The organism is Kribbella yunnanensis, from assembly GCF_039529655.1.
GTDB lineage: Bacteria > Actinomycetota > Actinomycetes > Propionibacteriales > Kribbellaceae > Kribbella > Kribbella yunnanensis.
This window is the reverse complement of the sequence record NZ_BAAANF010000015.1, coordinates 37,105-61,944: the sequence shown is the minus strand read 5'-3', so window position 1 is coordinate 61,944 and position 24,840 is coordinate 37,105. Positions and strand designations below refer to the sequence as shown.

Genomic DNA, 24,840 nt, shown 5'->3' with positions numbered 1-24,840 from the left:
CGCCCCGGAACCCCAGTCGCTGATCAACCACCGTCGGCGATGCTGCCACCCGGTGTGCGACCTGCGTCCGGTCCCCCATCGCCAACGCTGACGAGTGCCTGCGGTCCGGACCCAGGCTGCATCACAACTGCACGCCCGGTGCCCCCTCCCCGCCTGACCCCAGCGGCCGCGGCCAGTTGTGATGGCCCGCGGGTCCGGACTCCCATCACCCAGTAACCCTCGGGATGGAGCATCCGGGCCGCGCAATCAAGCGTGCGGTGCTGGCGGGAGGCGACGTTGGTGGGTGATGGCGGTCCGCCGCCGAGCCGACGTACGGGCGGGGCGGCGCTGGAGAGTGGGCGAGGGGGTGCACCCCCTCCACTCCCGCGGATGCGGCGGGGTGCTGCCCGTGCCCACCTCCTGCCCAAAGGTGGCTCGCCTTCTCTTTGAGCACGAGATCCATCTTTGTGCACCCACCAGTCAATTTCGCGAGCTCCGCGTGGTTGGTGGGTTCCCAAAGATGAGCGGGGTGCACAAAGAGCAGTGGGGTTGTTGGGGAACGGGGGGAGAGGGGACGGGGGTAGGGGAGATGGTGATTGATGGGGCGGGGGGAGAGGGGCGGGTGGGGTTAGCGGAGGCGGCGGGCTTTGGTGGGGGTGGGGGATTGGTTGGTGAGGATTTGGGTGAGGAGTTCGATGCCTTCGATCAGGCGAGGGCCGGGGCGGGCGAAGTAGCTGTTGGAGTCGACTGCCCAGACTTCGGAGCCGGCGGGTAGGAGGTTGTCGCGTACCAGGGCTTCGGCCTGCTCGTAGGCCGCCTCCACGCCGAATCCGCACGGTGCGACGATCACCACCTCGGCGGTTGCGAGCGCGTCCCACTCGACTGGGTGCGACCGGGCTCCCGTCGTACCGAGCACGTTCACTCCGCCGGCCAACTCCACCTGCTCCGGCAGCCAGTGTCCGGGTGCGTACGGCGGGTCTGTCCACTCGAGCAGCGCCACCCGCTTGCCGGTCATGCGGCCGAGGGTGTGGGTGCCGGGCTCTCGCCGCTCCGGCCATGGGTTGTGATCGCAGGCCTGCTCCCCTGGCTGAGGTGGCTGGCCTGGGCGGCGCTGCCGGGCAAGGCGGTGATGGAGGTTGGCGAGGAGGGGGCCTGCGTCTCGGTTGATGGCTTTGGCGATTTGCTCGATGGACGTGAGGACTTCGGCGAGGGTGTGGGGGTTGGTGGTGACTACCTCGGCTGTGCAGCCTAGGTAGTTGAGGGCGGACTCGACGTCGGCTACGTCCAGGGCGCAGACCGCGCAGAGGTCCTGGGTGATGACGACGTCTGGGTTGAGGTCTCGGAGGGCGCCGGCGTCGAGTTTGTAGAGGTCTTCGCCTGCCGCCACTCGGGCTCGGACGACAGTGTCGATCTCGCCGGGGGTCAGGCCTTCGGGGAGGGCGGTGGTGGAGACGATGCGGCGGGTTCGGGCGGCCGCGGGGTAGTCGCATTCGAAGGTGACGCCGACCACGGAATCACCGGCGCCCAGGGCGAAGCAGATCTCGGTGGCCGAGGGGAGGAGCGAGACGATGCGCACATCGGCGACTGTAGAGGGAAACCTGGACGAAACCTGGTTGGCACGCAGCGGTTGCGATTCATCGATGGAGAGGCCGATTGTCTCGCGTTGTCAACCAGGTAAGGGGTTTCCGGCCTTCGGTCTGTGGGGAGCGTCACGCTGCCATTGTGAGACCAGTGTTCAACTGGACTGGTTTTCTGGCTTACTCTGAAAGAACGCCCACGCCAGTGAAGTCGAGGGGCCAGCGGGCTACCGCCCCGCGCCTCAGCAGCAGCACCCGCACCCCAGGGAGTGAACGTGCCGAAACTCGTCTACGACTTCGCCGAAGGCAACAAGACCATGAAGGAGCTGCTCGGCGGCAAGGGTGCGAACCTCGCCGAGATGACGAACCTCGGCCTGCCGGTACCGCCCGGATTCATCATCAGCACCGAGGCGTGCAAGGCGTATCTGAGCACCGGTTCGGTGCCGGCGGAGCTGGCCGACGAGATCGACCACCACGTCGACGTACTGCAGCAGAAGATGGGCAAGAAGCTCGGGCAGGCGGACGACCCGTTGCTGGTCTCGGTCCGTTCCGGTGCCGCGGTCTCGATGCCGGGCATGATGGAAACGGTCCTGAACGTCGGCCTGAACGACGACTCGGTCAACGGTCTCGCGCACCAGTCGGGTAACCCCCGGTTCGCGTGGGACGCGTATCGCCGGCTGATCCAGATGTTCGGCAAGACAGTGCTCGGCATGGAAGGCGATGTCTTCGAGGACGCCATCGAGGCGGCCAAGCAGGCCAAGGGCACCCGCAACGACCTGGACCTCGACGCGGACGATCTGAAGGCGCTCGTCGAGACCTTCAAGCAGGCCGTGCATGAGCACACCGGCCGCGAGTTCCCGCAGGACCCGCGGGCTCAGATGGACCTCGCGATCGAGGCCGTCTTCGGCTCGTGGAACTCGGACCGCGCGATCCTCTACCGCCGCCAGGAGCGGATCGCCACCGACCTCGGTACGGCGGTCAACATCTGCTCGATGGTGTTCGGCAACCTCGGCATGGATTCGGGTACCGGTGTCTGCTTCACGCGTGACCCTTCGACCGGCCAGCCCGGCGTGTACGGCGACTACCTGCAGAACGCGCAAGGCGAGGACGTGGTCGCGGGCATCCGCAACACCGTCCCGCTCGCGGATCTCGAGCAGATCGACGAGACGTCGTACGACGAACTGATGGCGATCATGGAGAAGCTCGAGGGGCACTACCGCGATCTGTGCGACATCGAGTTCACGGTCGAGCGCGGGAAGCTGTGGATGCTGCAGACCCGCGTCGGCAAGCGGACCGCGGCAGCTGCGTTCCGGATCGCGACCAGCCTGATCGACGAAGGTGTGATCGACACCGACGAGGCGCTGAAGCGGGTGAAGGGTGCGCAACTCGCGCAGCTGATGTTCCCGCGGTTCGATGCGGACGCGGAGAAGGAGCTGATCACCAAGGCGATCGGTGCTTCGCCGGGCGCCGCCTCGGGCAAGGTGGTCTTCACCTCGGCCGCCGCGGTCGAGGCAGCCGACAAGGGTGAGAAGGTGATCCTGGTCCGCCGGGAGACGAACCCGGACGACCTGCACGGCATGATCGCGGCGCAGGGCATCCTGACCAGCCGCGGCGGCAAGACCTCGCACGCGGCCGTGGTCGCGCGTGGCATGGGCAAGACCTGTGTCTGCGGTGCCGAGGAGCTCGACGTGAATGTTGCCCAGGGCACCATCAAGGTCAACGGCACGGTCCTCGAAGCGGGCGCGACGATCTCGATCGACGGCACCACCGGTGAGGTCTTCGCCGGTGAGGTCCCGGTGGTCGCGTCGCCGGTCGTCCAGTACTTCGAAGGTTCGCTGGCCGCGGATGCCGGTGACGAACTGGTGGCGTCGGTGCACCGGCTGATCACCCACGCCGATGAGGTACGACGGCTCGGCGTACGGACGAACGCGGATACCGCGGACGACGCCGCGCGGGCCCGGCGGTTCGGTGCCGAGGGCATCGGTCTGTGCCGGACCGAGCACATGTTCCTGGGTGAGCGGCGGGAGGCGGTCGAGCGTTTGATCCTGGCCGACGAGGACGCTGAGCGCGAAGCCGCGCTGGCCGAGCTTGAGCCGCTGCAGCGTGGCGACTTCCTCGAGTTGCTGGCTGCGATGGACGGGCAGCCGGTGACGATCCGGCTGATCGACCCGCCGCTGCACGAGTTCCTGCCGTCGATGGAGGACCTCGCGGTCAAGGTCGCCCTCGCGAATGAGCGCGGCGAGGACGCCGGCCGCGACGCGAAGCTGCTCGCCGCGGTCGAGCGGCTGCACGAACAGAACCCGATGCTCGGACTCCGCGGCGTACGGCTCGGGCTGGTGATCCCCGGTCTGTTCGCGATGCAGGTGCGCGCGATCGCGAGTGCCGCGGTCGAGCTGAAGAGCCAGGGCAAGGATCCGCGGCCGGAGATCATGATCCCGCTCGTCGGCGCGGTGCAGGAGCTGCACCTGGCACGCGACGAGGTGAGCCGCGTGCTCGCCGAGGTCGGTGTCGAGTGGAGCATCCCGATCGGCACGATGATCGAGCTCCCGCGCGCCGCGGTGATCGCGGACCAGATCGCGGAAGCGGCCGACTTCTTCTCGTTCGGGACGAATGACCTGACCCAGACCACGTGGGGCTTCAGCCGGGACGACGTCGAGGGCTCGTTCTTCACGCGGTACCTGGAGAAGGGGATCTTCGCGGTCTCGCCGTTCGAGTCGATCGACGTCGAGGGTGTCGGCGCGCTCGTCCGCACCGGCGTCGACCGCGGCCGCGCCACCAAGCCGGACCTGAAGCTCGGTGTCTGCGGCGAGCACGGCGGCGACCCGGACAGCGTCCACTTCTTCCACCAGGTCGGCCTGGACTACGTGTCGTGCTCGCCCTTCCGCGTCCCGATCGCCCGCCTCGAGGCCGGTCGCGCCGCGCTGGACTGACGCTCGTCGCACAGCGCGTCCCCGGCCAGGGGACGCGCCTTGCCGAAGTAGTGGGCAGTGGCGAGCGACGGATTGACGTAATGATTACGTCATTCTATTATTGCCTTCGTGCTGTATCCCACACCTACCCTCACGCCTGAGGATCATCGCGTGCTCGAGGACATCGGGCGCATGCGTGATGCCCTTCGGCACCAGGTGCACGCGAGCCCCTCGAAGTGGACCGCCGGACTGCGGAAGTTCCTCACCGCGGACGCTGTGGCCGCGTCGAACTCCATCGAGGGTTTCAAGGTGGCCACGGTCGATGTCGAAGACCTGATGGAGGGTGAGCGGGATGTGGAGGTCTCGGAGGAGAATCGCGAGGAGACCCTCGCCTACCAGCGAATGATGTCGTACATCCAGACCCTCCACGATGTGGAGGACTTCAGTTACAGCAAAGGTCTGCTCAACGCCCTGCACTGGATGCTGCAAGGGCACCGCCACGGCCCGCGCAAACCGGCCGGGCAGTGGCGGCGAGGCCCGGTCTACGTGACTGATGCCCGCGACCCCAGCATCGCCGCCTATACCGCGCCCGATGCCAAGCAGGTTCCGGGCTTGATCCAGGAATTCGTTGACTGGCTCAACGCCGAGGATGGTGCACATCCGTTGGTGCGAGCCGCGATGGCGCATCTGCACCTGGTCTCCATCCATCCCTGGGCCGACGGCAATGGCCGGATGTCTCGCTCGCTGCAGACACTTCTGATTGCTCGGGAAGGCGTGCTGGCTCCGGAGTTCTCCTCGATCGAGAGTTGGCTCGGGCGCCCGGGCAATACCTGGGAGTACTACCGCGAGCTGAACAGCCGAGGCAGTGAGTACTTACCCGACCAGGACGTCTCGAGCTGGATGCGGTTCAACCTCACCGCGTACCACCAGCAAGCTCAGACCGTCCAGAACCGGCTCGACCGATCCGGACGAGTCTGGGAGGCCCTCGCAGGCCATGCCGAAAGCGCCGGACTGGATGAGCGGATGGTGACTGCCTTGCACGACGTGGCCATGGCCGGCCGAGTCCGGCGGTCCCGATACGAACATGCTGAGGGCCTCAACCTGCAACAGGCCCAGCGAGACCTTCGCGATCTCGTCGCTGCCCAACTCCTTCAGCCCGTCGGGCGTACGCGAGCTCGCTACTACATCCCGGGCTCCCGCTTCCCGCAGTCGGTTTTGGATGTCGCCAGCACACCCACGACCCTCATCAGCCCATACCTGGGTCGACAGTGAGCCGGGAGTTGCTACGCCAGACCTTCACCGAAGACGCCGAACTCTACGACCGCGTCCGCCCGGGATATCCGGAGCAGCTGTACGACGACCTCGCTGAAGTGTTGAGTTCCACCAAACCCAGTGTTCTGGAAATCGGACCCGGCACCGGCCAGGCGACTCGGCCGATGGTCAGGCGTGGGTGGTCGATCACCGCGGTCGAGTTGGGTGCGGAGCTTGCCGCAGTCGCGCGGCGGAATCTGCCGGCGGCCGACATCATCGTGGCGGACTTCGACACCTGGGAGTTGCCCGAGCCGACGTTCGATCTCGTGTTGTCGGCGACTGCGTTCCATTGGCTCGACCCCGCGACTCGGGTACGGCGGTGTGCGCGGGTGCTGCGACCGGGCGGCGTACTGGCTGTCGTGTCGACGCATCACATCGCCGGCGGGAGTGAGCAGTTCTTCGTCGACGTGCAGCGGTGCTACGACCGGTTCACCGACGATCCAGAGAAAGGCGGGCTGCCGGCGGCGAGCGCCGTACTGGAGGACTCGAGTGAGTTCGACGCGTCCGGTTTGTTCGGGCCGGTGCGGTTCCGGCGGTACGCGTGGGAAGTGGTCTACTCGACCGCCGAGTACGTCGAACTTTTGTCGTCGTACTCAGGTCATCGGGCCTTGACAGCGGACCGGCGTGACGGTCTGTACGACTGTGTCCGCGCTCTCATCGAAGCGGACGGCGGTACCGTCACGAAGCGTTACCTGACTCAACTTTCTGCTGCAGTTTCTCTTAACCAACCCCTTGCGTTGGACGCCGCCGACCAGTCAAGATAACCGGGCGGGAAGGGAATTCACCGTCGACTTTCGGGTCTGACTCGAACCAGCCGCTGTGGCGGCTCGTGATTCCCTCTCCCGCACCAAATCTTGTTGTACACAAGGCCGTATCCCCCCTCGTTGTAGGGTGCGGGGTATGGCCTTTTTCGTGGTGCAGCTGCAGTTCGACCTCGCCGAGACCGATGAGCGGCTGGCGGTCCGTCCGGCCCATCGGGAGTACCTGACCGAGCTCAAACAAGCCGGCAAGCTGGTAGCCGCCGGACCCTTCACCGACCAGACCGGCGCACTCCTGGTGTACAACGTCGCCGACGAGGCGGAGCTCCGCGACATCCTCGCCAAGGACCCGTACACCCCGGCAGAGGTCTACCAGCTCGCGCTGCTCACCGAGTGGCAGCCGCTGTTCGAGTTCTGAGAGTTCCAGACGGTTCTAGACCTCAGCACCTTCGAGGTTGAGGTGGTCGACATAGGCCCAGAGCCAGACCAGCGGGGCGAGGACGAGCTCAGGATCGCCGTCCTCGTCGCCGATGAAGATCATCGAGCCCTCGCCGTTCTGGATGTCCTGGACGACGGCTTCGCAGACCGCGATCGCGGCTTCGAAGATCAGCACCGGTGGCCCGTTCTCCCAGCGCGGCTGGGGGAGCGGTAGCACCGGTGCTTCGTCGGTGCCGTCGAGCTCGACCGAGACCTGCTGCAGCTCCTCGTACAGGTCGAAGGTGATCAGGCCGGCCAGCGGGCGACCGTCGTACCCGATCAGGTAGGGGTCCTCGACGCCGCTGCGGAAGTTGTCGCGCAGGTCCGACAGCGCGGCCTGCAGATCGGTCGCCTCCAGGTACGGCGCTTCGTCCGGCTCGTTGTCGTCGACGTCGACCTGTCCGCTGCGCATCTCGTCGAACTGGTGCAGCAGATCGTTCAGCTCGACATAGGCATCGCTGCCCGGTGACTTCTGCGCCATCGTTTCGAGGTCGCGCAGGTGGTCGATCAGGTCGTCCTCGAAGTGCAGCTCGTACGCCGGCAGCCCAGGCTCACGACCGGCGTTGATCTGCGCGACGAGCTGGGTCGAGATCGGCCCGAGCCGCTCGGCCAGCACCTCGAGCGGAGTGGTCGGCCTGCCGTCGTCGTCATCGTCATGCGCGCAGGAGTCGTCCTCGACCGTATTGCCGCCGTCCATCGCGAGCAGCACCTGGAACGCCGGGAACGCGAGCAGCGCCGCGGTCGCCATCATCCCGTCACCGATCAGCATCAGCGGGTTCCCGCCGGCCTCGGTACGACGTAAGTGGTCCGGCATCAGGATTGCCGCCTGCTCGACGTTCACCTGGCTGGCCAGTGAGGACAGTCCGTGGTCGGCGTCGACCCCGAGCAGCTCGATCAGCCGCTCCGAACTCATGTCGAAGTTCGAGCGCAGGAAGTAGCGCAGCCAGCCGGCGTCGACCGGGTTGCCGAGCAGCTCGGCGACCCGGGACCGGAAGTCGGCCAGGTCGGCGATCGCGAGCACGACCAGCACCGGCTGGTCGCCGTCACCGATCACCAGCGGCCGGGTGTCGCCGTCCTGGAAGCCGTCGATGACCTGGTGCAGACTGTCGGCCGCTGCCTCCAGCGGCCAGGCCTCCGCCTCGAACTCGTTCACCACCGCGGAGGTGTCGTCCTGCATGTGTTGGTCCTCTCCGGATGGCGGCGGGAGTTGGGTAAGTGTAGGCGGCGCGGAGCCCACGAAGGGCCAGGGGGCGGTGACCGGCGGCGAAGTGACGTTCGCTACGCTGCCAACGGCGGGTCGGTGCAGAGGTATCTCACATGTGAGATAAGGTCCGGCGCATGACCGATGACTACCTGAGCCGGATCGGCAATCTCATCCGGGACGCCCGTAAGCACCGCGGCTGGACCCAGTCGCAGCTCGCGGAAGTACTGAACACCAGCCAGAGCGCGGTGAACAGGATCGAAAAGGGTCATCAGAACCTCACCCTCGAGATGCTCGCCCGGATCGGCGAGGCACTCGACTCCGAAATTGTCTCTCTCGGTGGCGGTCCGGTCCACCTTCGTGTCGTCGGTGGTCTGAGATTGTCCGGATCCATCGATGTGAAGTCGTCGAAGAACGCCGGAGTCGCGCTGCTCTGCGCGAGTCTGCTGAACAAGGGCCGGACGACCCTGCGCAAGGTGGCGCGGATCGAAGAGGTCAACCGCCTGCTCGAGGTGCTCAACTCGATCGGCGTGAAGACCACCTGGCTGAACGACGCCGGCGATCTGGAGATCGTCCCGCCGGCGCACCTGGATCTCGGGGCCATGGACGCCGCCGCGGCCCGCCGTACCCGCTCGATCATCATGTTCCTCGGCCCGATACTGCACCGCGAAGACACCTTCCAGCTCCCGTACGCCGGTGGTTGCGACCTCGGCACGCGGACCGTCGAACCGCACATGACGGCGCTGCGGCCGTTCGGTCTGGAGGTGAAGGCGACCGCCGGTGAGTACCACGCGATCGTGAACCGGGCGGTCACGCCGACCAAGCCGATCGTGCTGACCGAGCGCGGCGACACCGTCACCGAGAACGCGCTGATGGCGGCGGCCCGGGTCGACGGGGTCACCGTCATCCGCAACGCCAGCTCGAACTACATGGTTCAGGACCTCTGCTTCTACCTCGAACTGCTCGGTGTGAAGGTCGACGGCGTCGGGTCCACCACGCTGACCGTGCACGGCAAGGCGGAGATCGACGTGGACGTCGACTACGCGCCGTCCGAGGACCCGATCGAGGCGATGAGCCTGCTCACCGCGGCGATCGTCACCGGCTCCGAGATCACCATCCGCCGGGCGCCGGTCGAGTTCCTCGAGATCGAGCTCGCGCTGCTCGAGGAGATGGGTCTGGACTACAGCCGCAGCGACGAGTACCTCGCTGAGAACGGCCGGACCCGGCTGGTCGACCTGACCACCCGTCCGTCGCAGCTGCACGCGCCGATCGACAAGATCCACCCGATGCCGTTCCCGGGCCTCAACATCGACAACCTGCCGTTCTTCGCGGTGATCGCGGCGTCGGCGACCGGTCAGACCCTGATCCACGACTGGGTCTACGAGAACCGCGCGATCTACCTGACCGACCTGAACAAGCTCGGCGGCCGGGTCAAGCTGCTCGACCCGCACCGCGTCATGGTCGAGGGCCCGACGCACTGGTCCGGCGCCGAGATCATGTGCCCGCCGGCGCTGCGCCCTGCTGTGGTCACGCTGATCGCGATGATGGCTGCGAAGGGTACGTCGGTTCTGCGCAGCGTCTACGTGATCAACCGCGGCTACGAGGACCTCGCGACCCGGCTCAACTCGCTGGGCGCGCAGATCGAGACGTTCCGCGACATCTGATCTGTGGGTAGTTCCCGCTGGCGCCGGATCGGTGATATCAACAGCACTGTTCCGGCCAGCGGGACCCCGGCTGTGGTGATCCACAGCGCGGTTTCGAGGCCGAGCCATGAGGCCAGGCTGCCGCCGAGGAGTGCGCCGAGCGGGATCGTCCCGTAGTTCACGAACGACGTGGTCGCGGTCAGGCGGCCGAGCAGTTCGGGCGGCCAGTACGACTGTAGGAACGTCGACTTCACGACGTTGCCGCCGACCACGCCCGCGCCGACTCCGAAGGCGCCGATCACGTAGAGCGCCGGCGTGAGGTGGGCTAGCGGGATCAGTAGGGCGAGTGTCGGTAGGCCGAGCTCGCAGAGCAGGAGTGCTCGTGCGGTTCCGAAGCGCTTGGCCAGTCGGCGGCCGATGAAGGCGCCGACGACACCGCCGCTGGCCCCGGCTGCGACCAGTACGCCGACTGTGCCCGGGGTCAGGCCGACTGTGCGGACGAGGAAGACCACGATGATGGCTTGGTAGCCCATCAGGGCGAGGTTCGAGGTGGCGCCGAAGATCGTCAGGGTTCGCAACCAGACGTCGTGCGCGACGAGGACGATCCCCTCGCGGATCGCGCCGGCTCTGCGAGAGGCCGTCGTACGGCGCTCGCGGAATCGGATCGCGGTCACGCAGCAGGCGGCGACCGCGAACGTCGCTGCGTCGACGAACAGCGCGTTGGTCGCGCCGGCGTACTGGACGATCAAACCGCCGCAGCCCATCCCGGCGATCTGTGCCGCCGAGGCGCTCCCGTGCAGTTTCGCGTTGCCCTCCGCGTGATCTGCGGGGTCGAGCATTGTCGGTAGATAAGCCGTGTACGCCGTCTGAAAGACAACCGCAGCCGCGCCAGTCAGGAGCGCAACCGCGAGCAGCAGCTGAATCGTCAGCACCCCGGCAAACGCCGCAACCGGGACCGCGGTCAACAAGACGAGCGACACGAGCGAGGCCCCGACCATCAGCGGCCGCCGATGCCGCCGATCGATCCACGCCCCGACCGGCAATCCGATCACCAGCCAAGGCGCCCAAGCCGCCGCTGTCAGCACCCCGACCTCGAACGTACTCGCCTCCAGCCGCGCGATCGCCACCAACGGCAACGCGACACTCGACACCGCACTCCCAAACCGACTAACCGTCTCCCCAGTCCACAACCACCGAAAGTCCCGATCCCGCCCCAACAAACTCCCCCTCCCGCTAACGTCCGACGATCCGGAGACCGGCCCTGCGGGTTCTTCGGACGTTGTGGGGGAGTGCTCGCTAGCGTCCGATGATCCGGAGAACGGGCCTGCGGGTTGTTCGGACGTCGTGGGGCGGGTCATGGGTGTTCCGGGCGGTGGGGGAAGGACTGGAGTTGGACGATGACGCGTTCGGCGTTGTCGGCGTCGGGTTCGAGGGCTATGTAGCGGTCGATGACTGCTGCCAGGTCGTCGTTCATGGCTTGGAGTTGGGTGGGGGTTAGGCGGAGGTCGCGCCAGTCGGAGAGGGAGGCGGCGGACTGCCATTCGCCGGGCCAGTTCTCGTCGACGTACTTGCGGACGCGGCTGAAGTAGCGCTCGACGAGGTGGCTCAGGTAGACGCGGAGGGGGCCGCTGGTTTCGGGGTCGTCGCGGAACTCGGCGGGGTCTAGGACGGTCGCGCCTTGCGGGATGCGCCACCAGCGCTCGCGTTTGTTGCCGCGTTCGGTGTCCTCCTCGAGGTAGCCGTGTTCGGCGAGTAGGCGCAGGTGCCAGCTGATCGTGCCGGTGTTCTCGCCGAGCCGGGTGGCGAGCGTGGTCGAGGTGGCGGGGCCGTCGACCTCGATCGCCTCGAGGATGTTCATCCGCATCGGGTGGGCGAGTCCGCGCAGGCTCCGGGCGTCGATGCGTCGCATGATTGCAGAGTAGCCTCTGCAGAGAAGTCTCTGCAATACCGGAAACTGTCGGTGACGACTTCTAGCGTTCGGGTATGCGGCCTCATGTGGTGGCTCAGGTGGCGGTCTCGCTGGACGGGCGGACCGCCGGGTTCGACGCGGACCTGGCGCGGTACTACGCGATGGCGACGTTGTGGCAGGAGGACGTGACGCTCGTCGGCGCCGACACGATCCTCGCCCAGGAGAGCATGCTGCGAGCGGCCCAGCGGAGCGCCGAGTCGGGTGCTCGGGGTGCGGGACCGCTGCTGGCGGTGGTGGACGGGCGGGGGCGGATTCGGGAGTGGGATGCCTTGCGGGCGCTCGGGCATTGGTCTGACGTACTTGCGTTGTACGCCGACCAGACGCCGGCTCGTCCTCCGGATGCGACGACTCGGGAGCTCGTGGCCGGGTATGAGCAGGTGGATCTGGAGGAGGTGCTGGATCGGCTGGGGGAGCGCGGTGCGCGGGTGGTTCGGGTCGAGTCCGGGGGCGAACTGATCGCCGTACTGCTCGAGTTGGGGCTGGTGGATGAGCTGGCGCTGCTCGTCCATCCGGTGATCGTCGGCGCGGGACAACCGTGGTGTGGGACGACCGGCGTACGGCTGGAGCATGCGGGGACGGAGGTGTTCGCCGGCGGGGTTGTCTGGTCGCGCTACTGCGTCTCCTGAGCCCTTCGGGAACAAAAGGTTTGCGTGCGCCGTTAAACTGGGTACAGTGTACGTAGTTTAGTGAAGGGGAGACGGATCTTGTCAGAGGCGAGTGTGCGGGAGTGGTTCGAGCGGTACGACGCGTTGGCGGCGGCGCGTGATTACGAGGGGATGGCGGACCTGGCGCTGTTCCCGCTGAACGAGGTCACCGACGACGGCAAGGGAAACGGGAGCGCCGTCCAGCTCGACCGGGCTGCGTACCTGGCGCAGATGGAACAGGTGATGGGCGGCGGCGGTGATGTCTCGTTCGACACGACCAGGACGCCGCACTTCCTGTCCGAGGACCTGGTCTTCGTGATCACCGACGGGACCATGACGTATGACGGCAACACCCAACCGATCCGGTACGGCGATCTGCTGGTGAAGGTGGCCGGGGACTGGAAGTTCCAGTCGATGGTGCAAGGCGGTTGGGGCTAAAACTGTCCATGGACACCGTTACTGTGAGCGGTGATGAGGAAGCAGCACGAGTGGTATGACGAGCACGACGCCGAGCGGTGGGTCGCGGAGCCGGTGAAGCGACCGGGCCGGACGGCGTTCGCGCGCGACCGTGCCCGGGTGTTGCACAGTGCCGCGCTGCGGCGGTTGGCGGCCAAGACTCAGGTCGCCACCGCCGGCAGTGACGACTTCGTCCGCAACCGGCTGACCCACAGCCTCGAGGTTGCGCAGATCGGGCGTGAGCTGGCCTCCACGCTCGGCTGCGATCCTGACATCGTGGATGCGGCCTGTCTGTCGCACGACCTCGGGCATCCGCCGTTCGGGCACAACGGTGAGCGGGCGCTCGATCAGCTCGCCGCCGAGATCGGTGGTTTCGAGGGGAATGCGCAGACGCTGCGGTTGCTGACCCGGCTGGAGTCGAAGACGTTCGACCCGGCCGGGCGCAGTGTCGGGCTCAACCTCAGCCGCGCGACCCTCGACGCCGCGACCAAGTACCCGTGGCCCCGCCGCGCGGGCGTGCGCAAGTTCGGCGTGTACGACGATGATCTCGCCGTCTTCGGGTGGTTGCGGCAAGGCGTCGGCGAGCGGCAGTGTCTCGAGGCGCAGGTGATGGACTTCGCCGACGACGTCGCGTATTCGGTGCACGACGTCGAGGACGGGATCGTCGCGCACCACATCGACCTGGCCGCGGTCGATGCGGACCGAGCGCCGTACTGGGAGACCGTCCGGCAGATGTATTTGCCGGAGGCAACCGATGCGGAGCTGGACGAGGGCTGGCGGCGGTTGACCGGGCTGAACTACTGGCCCAGCGGGGTTTTCGACGACAGCAGACGCGCGCTCGGTGGGCTGAAGGACCTGACCAGTCAGCTGATCGGCCGGTTCGTGACGTCGGCCGAGCAGGCGACCCATGCGGTGTTCGGGCGCTCGCGGCTGATTCGGTACGAGGCGGATCTCGTCGTACCGGATGGGGTTCGGGTCGAGATCGGGCTGCTCAAGGGTGTCGGCATGTTCCACGTGCTGAATTCGCCGGAGCGGCAGGCCCGGCGTGCCATCCAGCGCGAGATGCTCACCGAGCTCGCCGACGCGTTGTGGAAGACCGGACCCACTCACCTCGATGCCCCGCTGCGCGCCGACTGGCACGAGGCCGCGGACGATAAGGCGCGCCTGCGCGTCATCATCGACCAGGTCGCATCCCTGACGGACCCATCCGCCGTCGCCTGGCATGCGGACCTGGTGCGGCCGGCCTGACAACGGCGGGGAGCCTGGCGCGACACCCTGGTGACACAGGGCTAAGGTCGGTGACATGACTGCTGCAGAGCCCATCGTCATCGTTGGTGCGAGCCTCGCGGGAGCGACCGCGGCCAAGACCCTGCGAGAGGAGGGCTGGTCCGGCGGCATTGTGCTGATCGGCAGCGAGACCGAGCTGCCGTACGAGCGACCCCCGCTGTCCAAGGACGTCTTGCTCGCCAAGAAGGGGACGGAGTCCGCGCAGTTGCACGACCAGCAGTGGTACGACGACAACTCGGTCGAGCTCCGGCTCGGGACGACCGTGACCGCGATCGACAGTGCCGCGCATACGGTCACCCTGGACGACGGTTCGACGCAGTCCTACGGGAAGCTGCTGATCGCGACCGGGAGCAGGGTTCGAAAGCTCGACGTACCGGGTGGGGATCTCGAGGGGATCCACTACCTGCGGACGGCGGCGCAGTCGCAGGCGCTGACGGATGCGTACGCCGCGACCCCGCGCGTGGTCGTGGTCGGGGCCGGCTGGATCGGTCTGGAGGCTGCATCGGCTGCGAAGGAACGCGGCTGCGAGGTGACCGTGGTCGAGCCGCAGTCGACCGCGCTGGCCTCGGTGATGGGGGAGAAGGTCGGTGAGCTGTACGCCGAGTTCCACCGCGAGCACGGTGTCGAGCTCCGCTTCGGTACGACGGTCGAGGGTTTCGAGGGCACCGACAAGGTGACCGGCGTACGGATCTCCGGCGGCGAGGTGCTCCCGGCCGACCTGGTGGTGGTCGGCGTCGGCGTGCAGCCGAATACCGAGCTTGCCGCGGAAGCCGGGATCGAGGTCGCCACCCGCGAGGCCGGTTCCGGCATCGTGACCGGCCCAGACCTGCGGACCTCGGCTGAGGACGTGTACGCCGCTGGCGATGTGGCGCGCTGGGATCACCCGTTCTTCGGCCGTCCGGTCCGCGTCGAGCACTGGCAGAACGCGAAGGACAGTGGCGCAGCTGCCGCGAAGGCGATGCTCGGTGAGGACGTGACGCACGACGCGATCCCGTACTTCTTCACCGACCAGTTCGACCTCGGCATGGAGTACGTCGGCGACATCCCGCACGGCACGTCGTACCACGTCGTCCTGCGCGGCGACCCGAAGTCGGGTGCCTACATGGCCTTCTGGCTCGACGACGACCAGCACGTGCTGGCCGGTATGCACGTCAACCTCTGGGACGACGGCATCGGCGGCGTTCGCGACCTGATCAAGTCCGGCCAGCAGGTCGATCCGACCCGCCTGGCCGACCCCTCGATCGCACTGTCCGAGGTCTAAGCCAGGTACTCCACTGCGTAGCCGCGGTCGGCGCGCGTCACCCGGGCGACACCGGGTGAGTCCAGATGCGCGCCGGCCACGAAGCGGTCGGGCTCACTGAGCTGTTCGAGCAGGGCGGCGCGCGTCGTACGTGCCTCAGACTGGTCGCCGTCGAATTCCCACGCGATGTGCGGTTGGTCGAACTGCAGTGACGGGACGTGCACGGTGTCGCCCCAGACCAGGAGCTGTCCGGCGCTGCTGCGGACGTCGTAGATGGTGTGACCTGGCGTGTGGCCAGGAGCCGGTACAGCCGTGACCCAGTCGTTGATGGCGACCATGTCTTCGATCGGTACGGCGCGATCGCGGATCGGCTCGAGTCGGCCGGTGAACACCGCGGTGTCGCCGGCTCCGATCCACACGGTTTGCAGCTGGGGGAACGCCTCTGAACCATCCGGCGCGATCAGGCCGTGGACGTGATCCCCGTGGCGATGGGTGATGGCGACATCGGTGATGTCGGCGCGCTCGATACCAGCTTCGGTCAACGCGTCGTACAGCAAACCCATCGTGGGGCCCAAGGCGTCGGATGCGCCGGTGTCGATCAGCAGCGAACGCGTGCCGTCGGTGAGGTAGAAGGCGTTGACCGGCAGCCGCAAGTTGCCCTCGGCAAGCGGAACGGTGTCGGGGACCACTGCGAGCGAGTTCCCACTCTCGTCTCGCAGCCGCGTCGGCGGCATGTCGATATAGCCGTCGTACAGGGAGACCACTTGCAGGTCGCCGAATGCGAAGCGCGCGTGTAGCTGGCCACCTGAAACGAAACGCATGGTCAGCTTCCTAGCGGGTAGGCGACGTACGCGAAGCTCGTGCTGTCCGGTGACCAGCTCGGCACGTTCATCGTGCCCTGGCCGCCGAACAGTGTGGTGAGTTCGCGGATGCCGTCGGGCGTGAGCAGGCGGAGGCGGACGTCCTCGATGTCGGCCGGATGCCCCTCGGTGCCGGGCGGGAAGCTGACGTAGGCGATCGACGACCCGTCCGGCGCGGGATGCGGGAACCAGTTGACTCGCTCGTCAAACGTGAGCTGCTCCACCTCGTCCCCAATTCGAAAGAGCTGCGCATGCCCGGCCCGCTCGGAGTTGAAGTAGATCCACTTCCCGTCCGGTCCGTACTCCGACCCGTCATCGGCATGCTCGTCGTTGGTGACCTGTACGTCGGCCCCACCGGCCGCCGGGATCGTCCACACATTGGTGATCCGCCGACCGTCGACCGACTCGAGCCCGATGTACGCGAGCGTGGTCCCGTCCGGCGAAATCCCGTGCAGGTAGTGGTGGAATCCAGCACCACGATCATTGCTCACCCGACGACCAACCCCGCCGGCCAGCGGCACGGCGTACAGGTGTCCGTCGTCCGCGGAGACGTAGACGGTCGAGGCGTCCGGACTCACGACGTGATCGTTGTTGATGTCCGGTACGCCGCCGAGCTCGATCTCGACCAGGCCGTTGTCGACCCGGAAGAGCTTGCCGTCGCCGTTCACGATGAGGTCGCCGCCGGGCGTCCAGTTGGGCGCTTCGAACAGGATCTCGTCCGAGGTGAACACCAGTTGGTGCTCACCCGTGCGGACGTCGATGGTGTAGAGCTCGGAACGTTGGCCAGGGCGCAGGGTTCGGGGCACGCAGCCAAGCTAGCTCACGCAGCCGGGACCTTGGAGGGCTAGTTCGCTCTGCAGGATGTCGAGGTAGGCGCAGCCGTCGCGTTGGTTGGGTTCGATGACGCCGCCCTCGTGCCACTCGTTCCACGCGTACAGGTAGAGGTAGTTGTCGACCGTGGACGGGCGGGTGGAGGCCGCCATATCGGCAGTGGCGTTGCGGAGCGCTTCGCGGAAGCCGTTGAGGGACTGGTCGGGCATCCAGCGGATCTTGCTCACGTCGGTGTTCTCGATCGGGTAGCGCGGGCGTTCGTCGAAGTCCGAGAGCACGCAGCGGCCGTACGGGCCGGTGGGCGCCTGGTTGTAGAACTTGCGCTGGTCGCGCAGATAGGTCGCATACGAGCGGGCCTCGATGCTCGGACCGTCCGTCGTGCAGTACGGCGAGTTGGCGCCGGCGTTGGTGACCTGTCGCGGGTCGAAGCCAGCCTGGTTGATCATCACGTAGAGGTCCTGACCGGACTTCGCGCGGACCGCGTCGATGAACTGCTTCACCTGCGCGTTGCTGCCGTCACCAAGACCCCGGGCATCGCAGATGTTCAGGATCTTGCGGCCGTCGTTCGTGCGCAGCGTGTTGTCCTGTTGCAGGTAGTGCGCCAGGTTCGTGGCGACGGCGTCGTACTGGCCGACCGGGATGTTGAGCGGTGCGTACGGGTGGGCGCAGACGCCGACGGTGAAGTCGATGGTGTCCTTGTTGCGCGCCTGGAGGAACGCGTCGAGCGCCTTGTCTGTCAGGTCCTGGCGCTGCTTCTTGCTGTCCCAGTAGTAGTAGAAGTTGAAGAAGCTCAGCCCGGCGGAGGTCGCCTGGGTGATGTGCTTCTCCACGGTCGCGGCCTGGGAGTCGTCGTAGTAGCCGATCGAGGGCTTGAGGTTCGACCAGTCCTCGCCCGGCCAGTTGTCGGTCGCGTAGTGGGTGCCGTCGTGGAAGTCGCGGACACCGCCCCACCAGTCGTTGTCGCGGCCGTAGATCGCCTTGGTTCGCGCGATGATCGTCGGGTGACCGCCGGTGTGGAACATGCCGAAGTAGACCGCGCCGGCCCGGATCCAGGTCTGGTGGACGTAGCCGACCGGGCCGTCGAGTTTGTAGCCCGCGTTGAGTAGCTCGGTGGTGCGTGGTTCGAGGGCAAGCCGCCACTCGGAGCCGTTGGTGAAGCGGCGGAGCTGGACGAGGCCCGCGCCCGGCTGGGTGCCGATGTACCCGGCGGTGCCTTCGCTGACCCAGCCTTGAGCGACCAGGGCGTCGCGCTCCTGGGTGGATGCGGTGAAGAGCCATTTCGAGGCGCTCGCCGACGGCTTGAGCCGGAACAACGGGGTCGAGCCGGCGGACGCCGTACGGTCGATGAAGCCCGTCGTACCGGGCTGGCGGCGGTAGCCCGCGGCGGTCGCGGCGTCGAGCTCGCGGGAGTCGGCGGTGTAGAGCCGGCCGACGCCGCCGGGGGAGACCAGCTCCACGAAGGGCGCTGGCTGAGCCGGTATCTGCTCTGCGGACGCCGGACCGGCGGTGAGCAGAGTGGTGACCGTGGCAGCACTCAGAACAAGCAGTCCGATGATTCTTCGCACGAGTTATCCCCAGATTCTCGTCCCGCGGGCAGGAGTCCTTGCCGGAGATCGTAGACTCGCGGGGTGGCAGGCAGGATCAAGGACGAGGACATCGCGCTGGTGCGCGAGCGGGCCCGGATCGACGACGTCGTCGGCTCGTACGTGACCTTGAAGAACGCCGGGGGCGGTTCGCTCAAGGGGCTGTGCCCGTTCCACGACGAGAAGTCGCCGTCGTTCAACGTCACTCCGGCGCGCGGGTTCTTCTACTGCTTCGGCTGCCAAGAGGGCGGCGACGTGATCGACTTCATTCAGAAGATCGATCAGATCACCTTCCACGAGGCCGTCGAGACGCTGGCCGCCAAGGTCGGCATCCAGCTCCGGTACGACGAGTCCGGCGCCCCGATCCAGCGCGGTCCGGCGAACCAGCGGCCGCGCCTGGTCGAGGTGCACAAGGTCGCTGCCGAGTACTACGTCGAGCAGCTCTTCGGCGCTCCGGAGGCCGCGCTGGGCCGGCAGTTCCTCGACAAGCGCGGCTTCGACCGCGACGCAGCGGTGCACTTCGGGGTCGGATTCTCGCCGCGCGGTGGCGAAGCGCTGACCAATCACCTGCGCCAGCGCGGCTTCACGAACGCCGAGCTGGTCGCGTCCGGTGTCTCCGCCGAGGGCCAGCGCGGTCTGTACGACCGATTCCGCGGCCGCCTGATGTGGCCGATCCGCGACGCGTCGTCGGACGTCATCGGCTTCGGCGCGCGGCGGCTCTTCGACGACGACAAGATCGAAGCGAAGTACCTGAACACTCCCGAGACCCCGATCTACAAGAAGTCCAAGGTCCTGTACGGCGTGGATCTCGCCCGCCGTGAGATCGCGAAGGGCCACCAGGCGGTCGTCGTCGAGGGGTACACGGACGTGATGGCCTGTCACCTGGCCGGCGTCCACACCGCGGTCGCGACCTGTGGGACGTCGTTCGGCGAGGACCATGCCCGGGTGCTGCGGCAACTGCTGCTCGACCACGATCAGTTCCGCGGCGAGGTGATCTTCACCTTCGATGGTGACGAGGCGGGTCAGCGGGCAGCGCTCAAGGCCTTCGCGGGCGACCAGGCTTTCGCCGCGCAGACCTATGTCGCGGTCGAGCCGGATGGGCTGGACCCGTGTGACGTGCGGCTGCAGAAGGGCGACGCGGCGGTCCGTGAGCTGATCGGCCGCCGGGTCCCGCTGTACCGGTTCGTCCTCGGGAACGTGCTGTCGAAGTACGACCTCGACCGGGCCGACACCCGGATCGACGCGCTGCGCGATGCGGCCAAGCTCGTGATCAGCATCCGGGACCGCTCGAAGGTCGACGCGTTCACCCGCGAGCTGGCCGGGCTGCTCGGTATGGAGGTCGACCAGGTCCGGTCCGAGGTGCATCGCGCCGCCTCGCGCCCGGCCGCGACGCCGCAGACTCCGCAAGGGCGGACGCCGGTCACGACCACCGCCGAGGCTCCAGCACCGCAACCCCGCAACGACCTGCCGTCGCCACGCGACCAGCGGTTCGTGATCGAGTGGGACGTGCTGAAGGTCGCGATGCAGCACCCGAATCTCGTCGGCGTCGCGTTCGACGAGCTGGACGACCACGACTTCACGCATCCATGGCTGGCCGCGGTCCGTGCCGGGATGGAGAAGATCGGTGGACCCTCGACGGCGGCACCCGGTGAGGCGTGGGTGGTCGCCGTACGGGATGCCATCGGCAACGATCCGGCCGCTGCCGTGGTCGGTGCGTTGGCGGTCGATCCGCTCCGGCTGGGGCGGGATCCCGACGAGCAGTATGCGCTGGCGCTCGTGGCACGCGTGCAGGAGCTGACGTGTGCGCGCCGGATCATGGATCTGAAGTCGAAGCTGCAGCGGACGAATCCGATCGACAAGGCTGACGACTACAACCGGATGTTCGGTGAGTTGATCGCGCTCGAGGCCTACCGCGCCGACCTGCGCAAGAAGGCGATCACCGGCGCGATCTGAGGTGTGACACCAGTCGGTCGGCCTGCTCGGCGTACTGGCTGGGGAAGTCCGGGCTGTCCGGATCGAGGCCGATGGCCCGCGCGATCTGCGGGAACACGACTGGCGCGGCGGCGATGCCGAACAACGCGAGGGCGGCGTACGCCGGGTCCAGGTCGTCGGCGAGTTCGCCCTCGGACTGGCGTCGGCGGAAGTCGGCGAGCATGCCCTGGAAGCGCTGGTACTGCGCCTCTTCGTCGCCGGTGGCGGTGTCCCGATCGATCCCTTCGCGGACCAGGAGTTTGAGCAGATCCGGTTGCTCGACGGCGACCCGTGCATAGGCGCCGACCAGCTCGCCGAGCGTCCCGGGGTCGTCGGTGACGGCCGGCTCGGTGGCCCGCCAACGGTCGGCGACGGCCTTGTAGAGGCCCTCCTTGCCACCGAAGTAGTACGAGATCAGCTGCTTGTTCACGCCGGCCCGGTCGGCGATCGCGCCCACTCGCGCGCCGCTGAAACCGTGCGCGCCGAACTCGATCACGGCCGCGTCCAGCAGTTGCTGCCGGCTCCGCTCGGCGTCGCGCTGCCGCTCGTCAGGTCCCGGGGATCTCCGCACGCCGATCACTCTAGCGGATTTGCCATCCATCGTGCTAACTTAATCAACCAGCTGGATGACTAAGTTCACTGATGGGGTGATTGAGATGAAGGTAGCGATCGCCGGAGCCGGGATCGGCGGGCTCGCGCTCGCCCAGGGGCTGCTGAAGGCGGGCGTCGAGGTGCGCGTGTACGAGCGGGATCCGTCGCCGTCGTTTCGTCGGCAGGGGTACCGGATTCACATCGGTCCGGTGGGGGAGCAGGCTCTCGCGGCGGTCCTGCCAGAGGTGGTTCGGCGCCGGGTGATCGAGACTGCGACGCACCCGGGTGACCTGGTGGCCGGCTTCGATCCGCAGCTGAACCAGTTGTCCGAGCGGACCTTCCCGATCGGCGGGCCGGACTCGATCACCTCGGTCGACCGCTATGCGTTCCGGCGGGCGATGATGACCGGGCTGGACGAGGTCATTGCCTTCGGCAAGGAATTCGCGTCGTGCGGCGTCGTCGGTGACGGCGTCGAGATCCGGTTCGCCGACGGTACGACGGAAGTGGCCGACGTACTGGTGGGTGCGGACGGGGTCGGGTCGCGGGTGCGGGCGCAGTTGCTGCCTTCGTTCGTGGTGCATGACAGTGGGATCCGTTGCATCTACGGGAAGATCCCTCTGGCGGATGCCGTGCGGGCGGTTGCGCCGACTGCATTCCTGCGCGGTTTCTGCTTCGTGAATGAGGGGGTCGGAGCGGGGATGGCGTTTGCGCCGGTGCTGTTCCGGACGCCGCCGGCTGAGTACGGCGACTACCTGATGGCGGTGATGACCGGCACTGCGGAGCAGTTGGGTCATTGTGATGACGAGCTGTTCGCCATGTCGCCGTCGGAGCTGTGGGGCCTTGTGGGCAAGCAGGTTGCGGACTGGCATCCGGCGATCCGCTCGCTGGTGGATTCGGCGGATGCCTCGGCTGCATTCGCGATCGCGTTACGAACCTGTACGTCGGTCCTGCCGTGGCCCGACGGACCTGTCGTGCTGCTGGGCGACGCCGTACATCCGATGCTGCCGTCAGCCGGGGCCGGCGCGAATACCGCGCTGTGGGATGCGGCGCGGCTGACCTCCGCGCTGACGGGTGCGACGACCCTGGCGTCGTACCGGGAGGAGATGCTGGCGCATGGGATGGCCGCGGTGACGGAGTCGCTGGAGAACGGGAAGCGTATGTTCGACCTGCGGATTGAGTAGTTCAGCGCATGCCGCCGGGCTGGCGAGTGGCGAGGATCTTGGCATGACCAACAAGCCCATCCAGCCGTCGCAGACCAACGCGTACTACGTCCAGGCCGTGATCTCCTTCGGCCTGTCCCTCACCGCGATGACCATCGCCGTCATCTACCTCCCCGCCCCGGGCTGGGTCCGCGCCTTCCTCGGTCTCGGCCTGCTGTACCTCGTCACGTCGACGGTCACGCTGTCCAAGGTCGTCCGCGACCGGCAGGAGCTGTCCGTCGTCACCACCCGCGTCGACCAGGCGCGGCTCGACAAGCTCCTCGCCGAACACGACCCGTTCCGCGTCGACTGAACATATTCCTTGACAAGAATATTCTCTGTGGAGAATACTTTGGGTCATGGAGCAGATCGCGGCAGTACTGGGGGACGGAGCGCGGTGGCGGCTGGTGGAGTTGCTGGCCGAGCGACCGCGTTCCGTCGGTGAGCTCGTCGAGCTCACCGGGCTGCGGCAGCCGCAGACGACCAAACACCTGCAGGCGCTCGGCCGCGTGGGGCTGGTGACGGTCTTCCCGCTGGGACAGCGCCGCGTGTACGCGCTGGAGTCCGAGCCGTTGACGGCGTTCGCGGAGCGACTGCGGCAGTTGGCCTCGACCGCCGGCGCACATGCGGGGGAGCGTGATGTGCTTGCGCGCTACCGGGATGCCATCTCGCAGGAGACGGCTCTGGCTGCCCGCGATCACTGGGCCGATGGGCGCACGTTCTCGTTCGAGCGCGTGCTGCCGGCTTCGGCCGAGGTCGTCTGGCGGCATTGGGTCGAGCCGGACTTGCTCGCCACGTGGTGGGCACCGCCGTCGATGACAGTCACCGAGGGCCTGCTCGAACCACGAGCCGGCGGGCGGGCGGTCCTCGAGTACCGCGATGCCGACGGCCGGTACCGATCCGAAGGCACGGTCCACGAGGCGACGCCGTACTCGCGTCTGGTGTTTGACCTTGCAGTGTTGGGGGCCTCGTTCAATGCGCGGTACGACGTTGTGCTGACCGCGACTGCGGATGGCACCCACCTGCGCGTCGGCATGCGGCTCGACGACACCACCGTGGCGGCTGCTCCGTCCATCGCCGGTATCGAGACCGGCTGGAACCAGGTGCTCGACAATCTGGCCCGCGTCATCCAAGGAGCTCAGTCATGACCAACCGTTTGGTTACCGCCAACCTCGCCCTCAGCCTCGACGGCCACTATCACGGAGCCGGCGGCCCGCAGGACTTCGCGCCCTTCATTCCCTTTGTCACAACGGATGTAGCCCGCGACCAGATGTCCCGCATCTGGGAATCCGCCACCACCGCCCTCCTCGGCCGCAACAGCGCCGAAGGCTTCCTCGGGTACTGGTCCACAGTCGCCAACGACGAAAGCGCCGACCCCCGCGACCGCGGCTACGCCAAATGGCTGGTAGGCGTAGAAAAAGTAGTCCTCTCCACCACCCTCACCGAGGCCCCCTGGGACAACACCCGCATCCTCAACGCCCCCGCCGCCGCTGCAGTCGCCGACCTCAAGTCAACCGGCTCCGGCGACATCCTCGTCAACAGCGCCCCCACCGTCATCAAGTCCCTACTCACCGAAGACCTCATCGACCGCCTCTACCTGACCGTCATCCCCGTCATCACCGGCGGCGGCACCCGCCTCTTCGAAACCGGAATCCCCAGCACCACCTGGACCCTGACCCACCAAGAGGCCGGCGCCACGGGCGAGCTCGCCCTCGTCTACACCCGAGCCCGCTGATTCCCTGACCCGGTCCCCGGGCAACATGGCCGGCATGGGGCTGACGACGTACTACATCTTCGCGAGCCTGGACGGCTTCGTCGCCGCGGAGGACAACGGACTCGACTGGCTGTACGGACTGGACGCAGCCGACCGCGACTTCAGCGACTTCCTCGCCGGCGTCGGCGCCTTCGCGATGGGCTCGTCGACCTACGAGTCGGTACTACGGGACTCGGGCCTGCTCGAACATCCGGAGCGCTGGCTCGAAGGTCATCGCGGCCGACCGGCCTGGGTCTTCAGCAGCCGGGAGTTGCCGGTCATCCCGGGCGCGGACATCACCTTTGTGAACGGCGATGTCGCGCCGGTCCATGCAGCGATGGTCGCGGCCGCGGGGGAGAAGGACGTGTTCATCGCCGGCGGCGGTGGGCTCGCGGCAAGGTTCGCCGCGGCCGGGTTGCTGGATCGGATGGTGGTCGGCGTCGCTCCGGCGATTCTCACTGCCGGGAAGCCGTTGTTCCCGAGCGTGCTGACGCCGGCCGAGTTGCGGCTGGAACAGGTCGAACGCGTCGGGCAGATCGCCTACCTGACCTACGTTGTCGCTACCAGCAGGTAAGAAAACTCATTGTGACCTGTTGACTAC

Annotated in this window: 23 protein-coding genes; 15 read left to right on the top strand and 8 right to left on the bottom strand. The window is 67.3% G+C overall.

The features are described 5' to 3' along the window. Positions 1–607: 607 nt before the first annotated feature. On the bottom strand, positions 608–1,555 hold the full coding sequence (locus ABD231_RS20095; protein ID WP_344153917.1) for a TroA family protein: 948 nt from the start codon (positions 1,553–1,555) through the stop codon (positions 608–610). Positions 1,556–1,831: 276 nt separating this feature from the next. Here ABD231_RS20095 and ppdK point away from each other — a divergent pair, with 276 nt between their 5' ends. From ppdK to ABD231_RS20075, 4 genes are all read left to right on the top strand, one after another. Next, the gene (ppdK, locus tag ABD231_RS20090) at positions 1,832–4,486 is read left to right on the top strand and encodes a pyruvate, phosphate dikinase (RefSeq protein WP_344153914.1); all 2,655 of its coding nucleotides are present in this window, start codon (positions 1,832–1,834) and stop codon (positions 4,484–4,486) included. A gap of 150 nt (positions 4,487–4,636) precedes the next feature. Further along, positions 4,637–5,737 (top strand): Fic family protein, encoded by a 1,101-nt coding sequence (locus ABD231_RS20085; RefSeq protein ID WP_344153911.1) that lies wholly within the window; start codon positions 4,637–4,639, stop codon positions 5,735–5,737. Beyond that, positions 5,734–6,540: a methyltransferase domain-containing protein gene (locus ABD231_RS20080; protein ID WP_344153908.1), complete on the top strand. Its 807-nt coding sequence runs from the start codon at positions 5,734–5,736 to the stop codon at positions 6,538–6,540. Before ABD231_RS20085 ends, ABD231_RS20080 begins: the two co-directional genes overlap by 4 nt. Positions 6,541–6,676: 136 nt before the next feature. Continuing rightward, positions 6,677–6,952: a YciI family protein gene (locus tag ABD231_RS20075; RefSeq protein ID WP_344153905.1), complete on the top strand. Its 276-nt coding sequence runs from the start codon at positions 6,677–6,679 to the stop codon at positions 6,950–6,952. Between the two features lie 15 nt (positions 6,953–6,967). On the opposite strand, the gene ABD231_RS20070 is transcribed toward ABD231_RS20075, so the two are convergent. Then, on the bottom strand, positions 6,968–8,188 hold the full coding sequence (locus ABD231_RS20070; RefSeq protein WP_344153902.1) for a hypothetical protein: 1,221 nt from the start codon (positions 8,186–8,188) through the stop codon (positions 6,968–6,970). 161 nt (positions 8,189–8,349) lie between these two features. Here ABD231_RS20070 and ABD231_RS20065 point away from each other — a divergent pair, with 161 nt between their 5' ends. Further along, positions 8,350–9,876 carry a helix-turn-helix domain-containing protein gene (locus ABD231_RS20065; RefSeq protein ID WP_344153899.1) on the top strand — a complete coding sequence of 509 codons (1,527 nt, stop codon included), beginning with the start codon at positions 8,350–8,352 and terminating at the stop codon, positions 9,874–9,876. Here ABD231_RS20065 and ABD231_RS20060 read toward each other — a convergent pair. Both ABD231_RS20060 and ABD231_RS20055 read right to left on the bottom strand, forming a co-directional pair. Then, on the bottom strand, positions 9,810–11,072 hold the full coding sequence (locus ABD231_RS20060; RefSeq protein WP_344153896.1) for an MFS transporter: 1,263 nt from the start codon (positions 11,070–11,072) through the stop codon (positions 9,810–9,812). The two genes, ABD231_RS20065 and ABD231_RS20060, sit on opposite strands and share 67 nt — an antisense overlap. 137 nt (positions 11,073–11,209) lie before the next feature. Then, positions 11,210–11,764, bottom strand: a complete 555-nt coding sequence (locus ABD231_RS20055) for a helix-turn-helix domain-containing protein (protein ID WP_344153893.1) — start codon at positions 11,762–11,764, stop codon at positions 11,210–11,212. A gap of 74 nt (positions 11,765–11,838) precedes the next feature. Here ABD231_RS20055 and ABD231_RS20050 point away from each other — a divergent pair, with 74 nt between their 5' ends. The 4 genes from ABD231_RS20050 to ABD231_RS20035 all read left to right on the top strand — a co-directional run bounded on the left by ABD231_RS20050 (position 11,839) and on the right by ABD231_RS20035 (position 15,472). Further along, positions 11,839–12,450: a RibD family protein gene (locus ABD231_RS20050; protein ID WP_344153891.1), complete on the top strand. Its 612-nt coding sequence runs from the start codon at positions 11,839–11,841 to the stop codon at positions 12,448–12,450. 78 nt (positions 12,451–12,528) lie between these two features. Continuing rightward, a complete protein-coding gene (locus tag ABD231_RS20045; RefSeq protein WP_344153889.1) occupies positions 12,529–12,906 on the top strand; it encodes a nuclear transport factor 2 family protein in 378 nt (125 codons plus the stop codon). A gap of 33 nt (positions 12,907–12,939) precedes the next feature. Continuing rightward, the gene (locus ABD231_RS20040; protein WP_344153887.1) at positions 12,940–14,172 is read left to right on the top strand and encodes a deoxyguanosinetriphosphate triphosphohydrolase; all 1,233 of its coding nucleotides are present in this window, start codon (positions 12,940–12,942) and stop codon (positions 14,170–14,172) included. Positions 14,173–14,227: 55 nt separating this feature from the next. Then, positions 14,228–15,472 carry an NAD(P)/FAD-dependent oxidoreductase gene (locus ABD231_RS20035; protein WP_344153885.1) on the top strand — a complete coding sequence of 415 codons (1,245 nt, stop codon included), beginning with the start codon at positions 14,228–14,230 and terminating at the stop codon, positions 15,470–15,472. Here ABD231_RS20035 and ABD231_RS20030 read toward each other — a convergent pair. The 3 genes from ABD231_RS20030 to ABD231_RS20020 are packed head-to-tail and all read right to left on the bottom strand — an operon-like array spanning position 15,469 to position 18,707. After that, positions 15,469–16,272, bottom strand: a complete 804-nt coding sequence (locus tag ABD231_RS20030; protein WP_344153882.1) for an MBL fold metallo-hydrolase — start codon at positions 16,270–16,272, stop codon at positions 15,469–15,471. The genes ABD231_RS20035 and ABD231_RS20030 overlap by 4 nt on opposite strands. A gap of 2 nt (positions 16,273–16,274) precedes the next feature. Further along, positions 16,275–17,117: a TolB family protein gene (locus ABD231_RS20025; RefSeq protein WP_344153879.1), complete on the bottom strand. Its 843-nt coding sequence runs from the start codon at positions 17,115–17,117 to the stop codon at positions 16,275–16,277. Positions 17,118–17,126: 9 nt separating this feature from the next. Next, the gene (locus ABD231_RS20020) at positions 17,127–18,707 is read right to left on the bottom strand and encodes a glycoside hydrolase family 99-like domain-containing protein (protein WP_344153876.1); all 1,581 of its coding nucleotides are present in this window, start codon (positions 18,705–18,707) and stop codon (positions 17,127–17,129) included. Between the two features lie 63 nt (positions 18,708–18,770). Here ABD231_RS20020 and dnaG point away from each other — a divergent pair, with 63 nt between their 5' ends. Next, the gene (gene dnaG, locus ABD231_RS20015) at positions 18,771–20,678 is read left to right on the top strand and encodes a DNA primase (RefSeq protein ID WP_344153873.1); all 1,908 of its coding nucleotides are present in this window, start codon (positions 18,771–18,773) and stop codon (positions 20,676–20,678) included. Here dnaG and ABD231_RS20010 read toward each other — a convergent pair. After that, a complete protein-coding gene (locus ABD231_RS20010; RefSeq protein WP_344153870.1) occupies positions 20,662–21,267 on the bottom strand; it encodes a TetR/AcrR family transcriptional regulator in 606 nt (201 codons plus the stop codon). The genes dnaG and ABD231_RS20010 overlap by 17 nt on opposite strands. Before the next feature lie 85 nt (positions 21,268–21,352). Here ABD231_RS20010 and ABD231_RS20005 point away from each other — a divergent pair, with 85 nt between their 5' ends. From ABD231_RS20005 to ABD231_RS19985, 5 genes are read left to right on the top strand one after another with little or no spacing between them, the layout of a single operon-like run. Further along, positions 21,353–22,468, top strand: a complete 1,116-nt coding sequence (locus ABD231_RS20005; protein WP_344153867.1) for an FAD-dependent oxidoreductase — start codon at positions 21,353–21,355, stop codon at positions 22,466–22,468. Between the two features lie 43 nt (positions 22,469–22,511). Beyond that, positions 22,512–22,799, top strand: a complete 288-nt coding sequence (locus tag ABD231_RS20000) for a YiaA/YiaB family inner membrane protein (protein ID WP_344153864.1) — start codon at positions 22,512–22,514, stop codon at positions 22,797–22,799. Between the two features lie 46 nt (positions 22,800–22,845). Further along, the gene (locus tag ABD231_RS19995; RefSeq protein WP_344153861.1) at positions 22,846–23,634 is read left to right on the top strand and encodes an SRPBCC domain-containing protein; all 789 of its coding nucleotides are present in this window, start codon (positions 22,846–22,848) and stop codon (positions 23,632–23,634) included. Further along, a complete protein-coding gene (locus tag ABD231_RS19990; protein ID WP_344153858.1) occupies positions 23,631–24,221 on the top strand; it encodes a dihydrofolate reductase family protein in 591 nt (196 codons plus the stop codon). Before ABD231_RS19995 ends, ABD231_RS19990 begins: the two co-directional genes overlap by 4 nt. 34 nt (positions 24,222–24,255) lie before the next feature. Continuing rightward, a complete protein-coding gene (locus ABD231_RS19985) occupies positions 24,256–24,813 on the top strand; it encodes a dihydrofolate reductase family protein (RefSeq protein WP_344153856.1) in 558 nt (185 codons plus the stop codon). Positions 24,814–24,840: the final 27 nt, after the last annotated feature.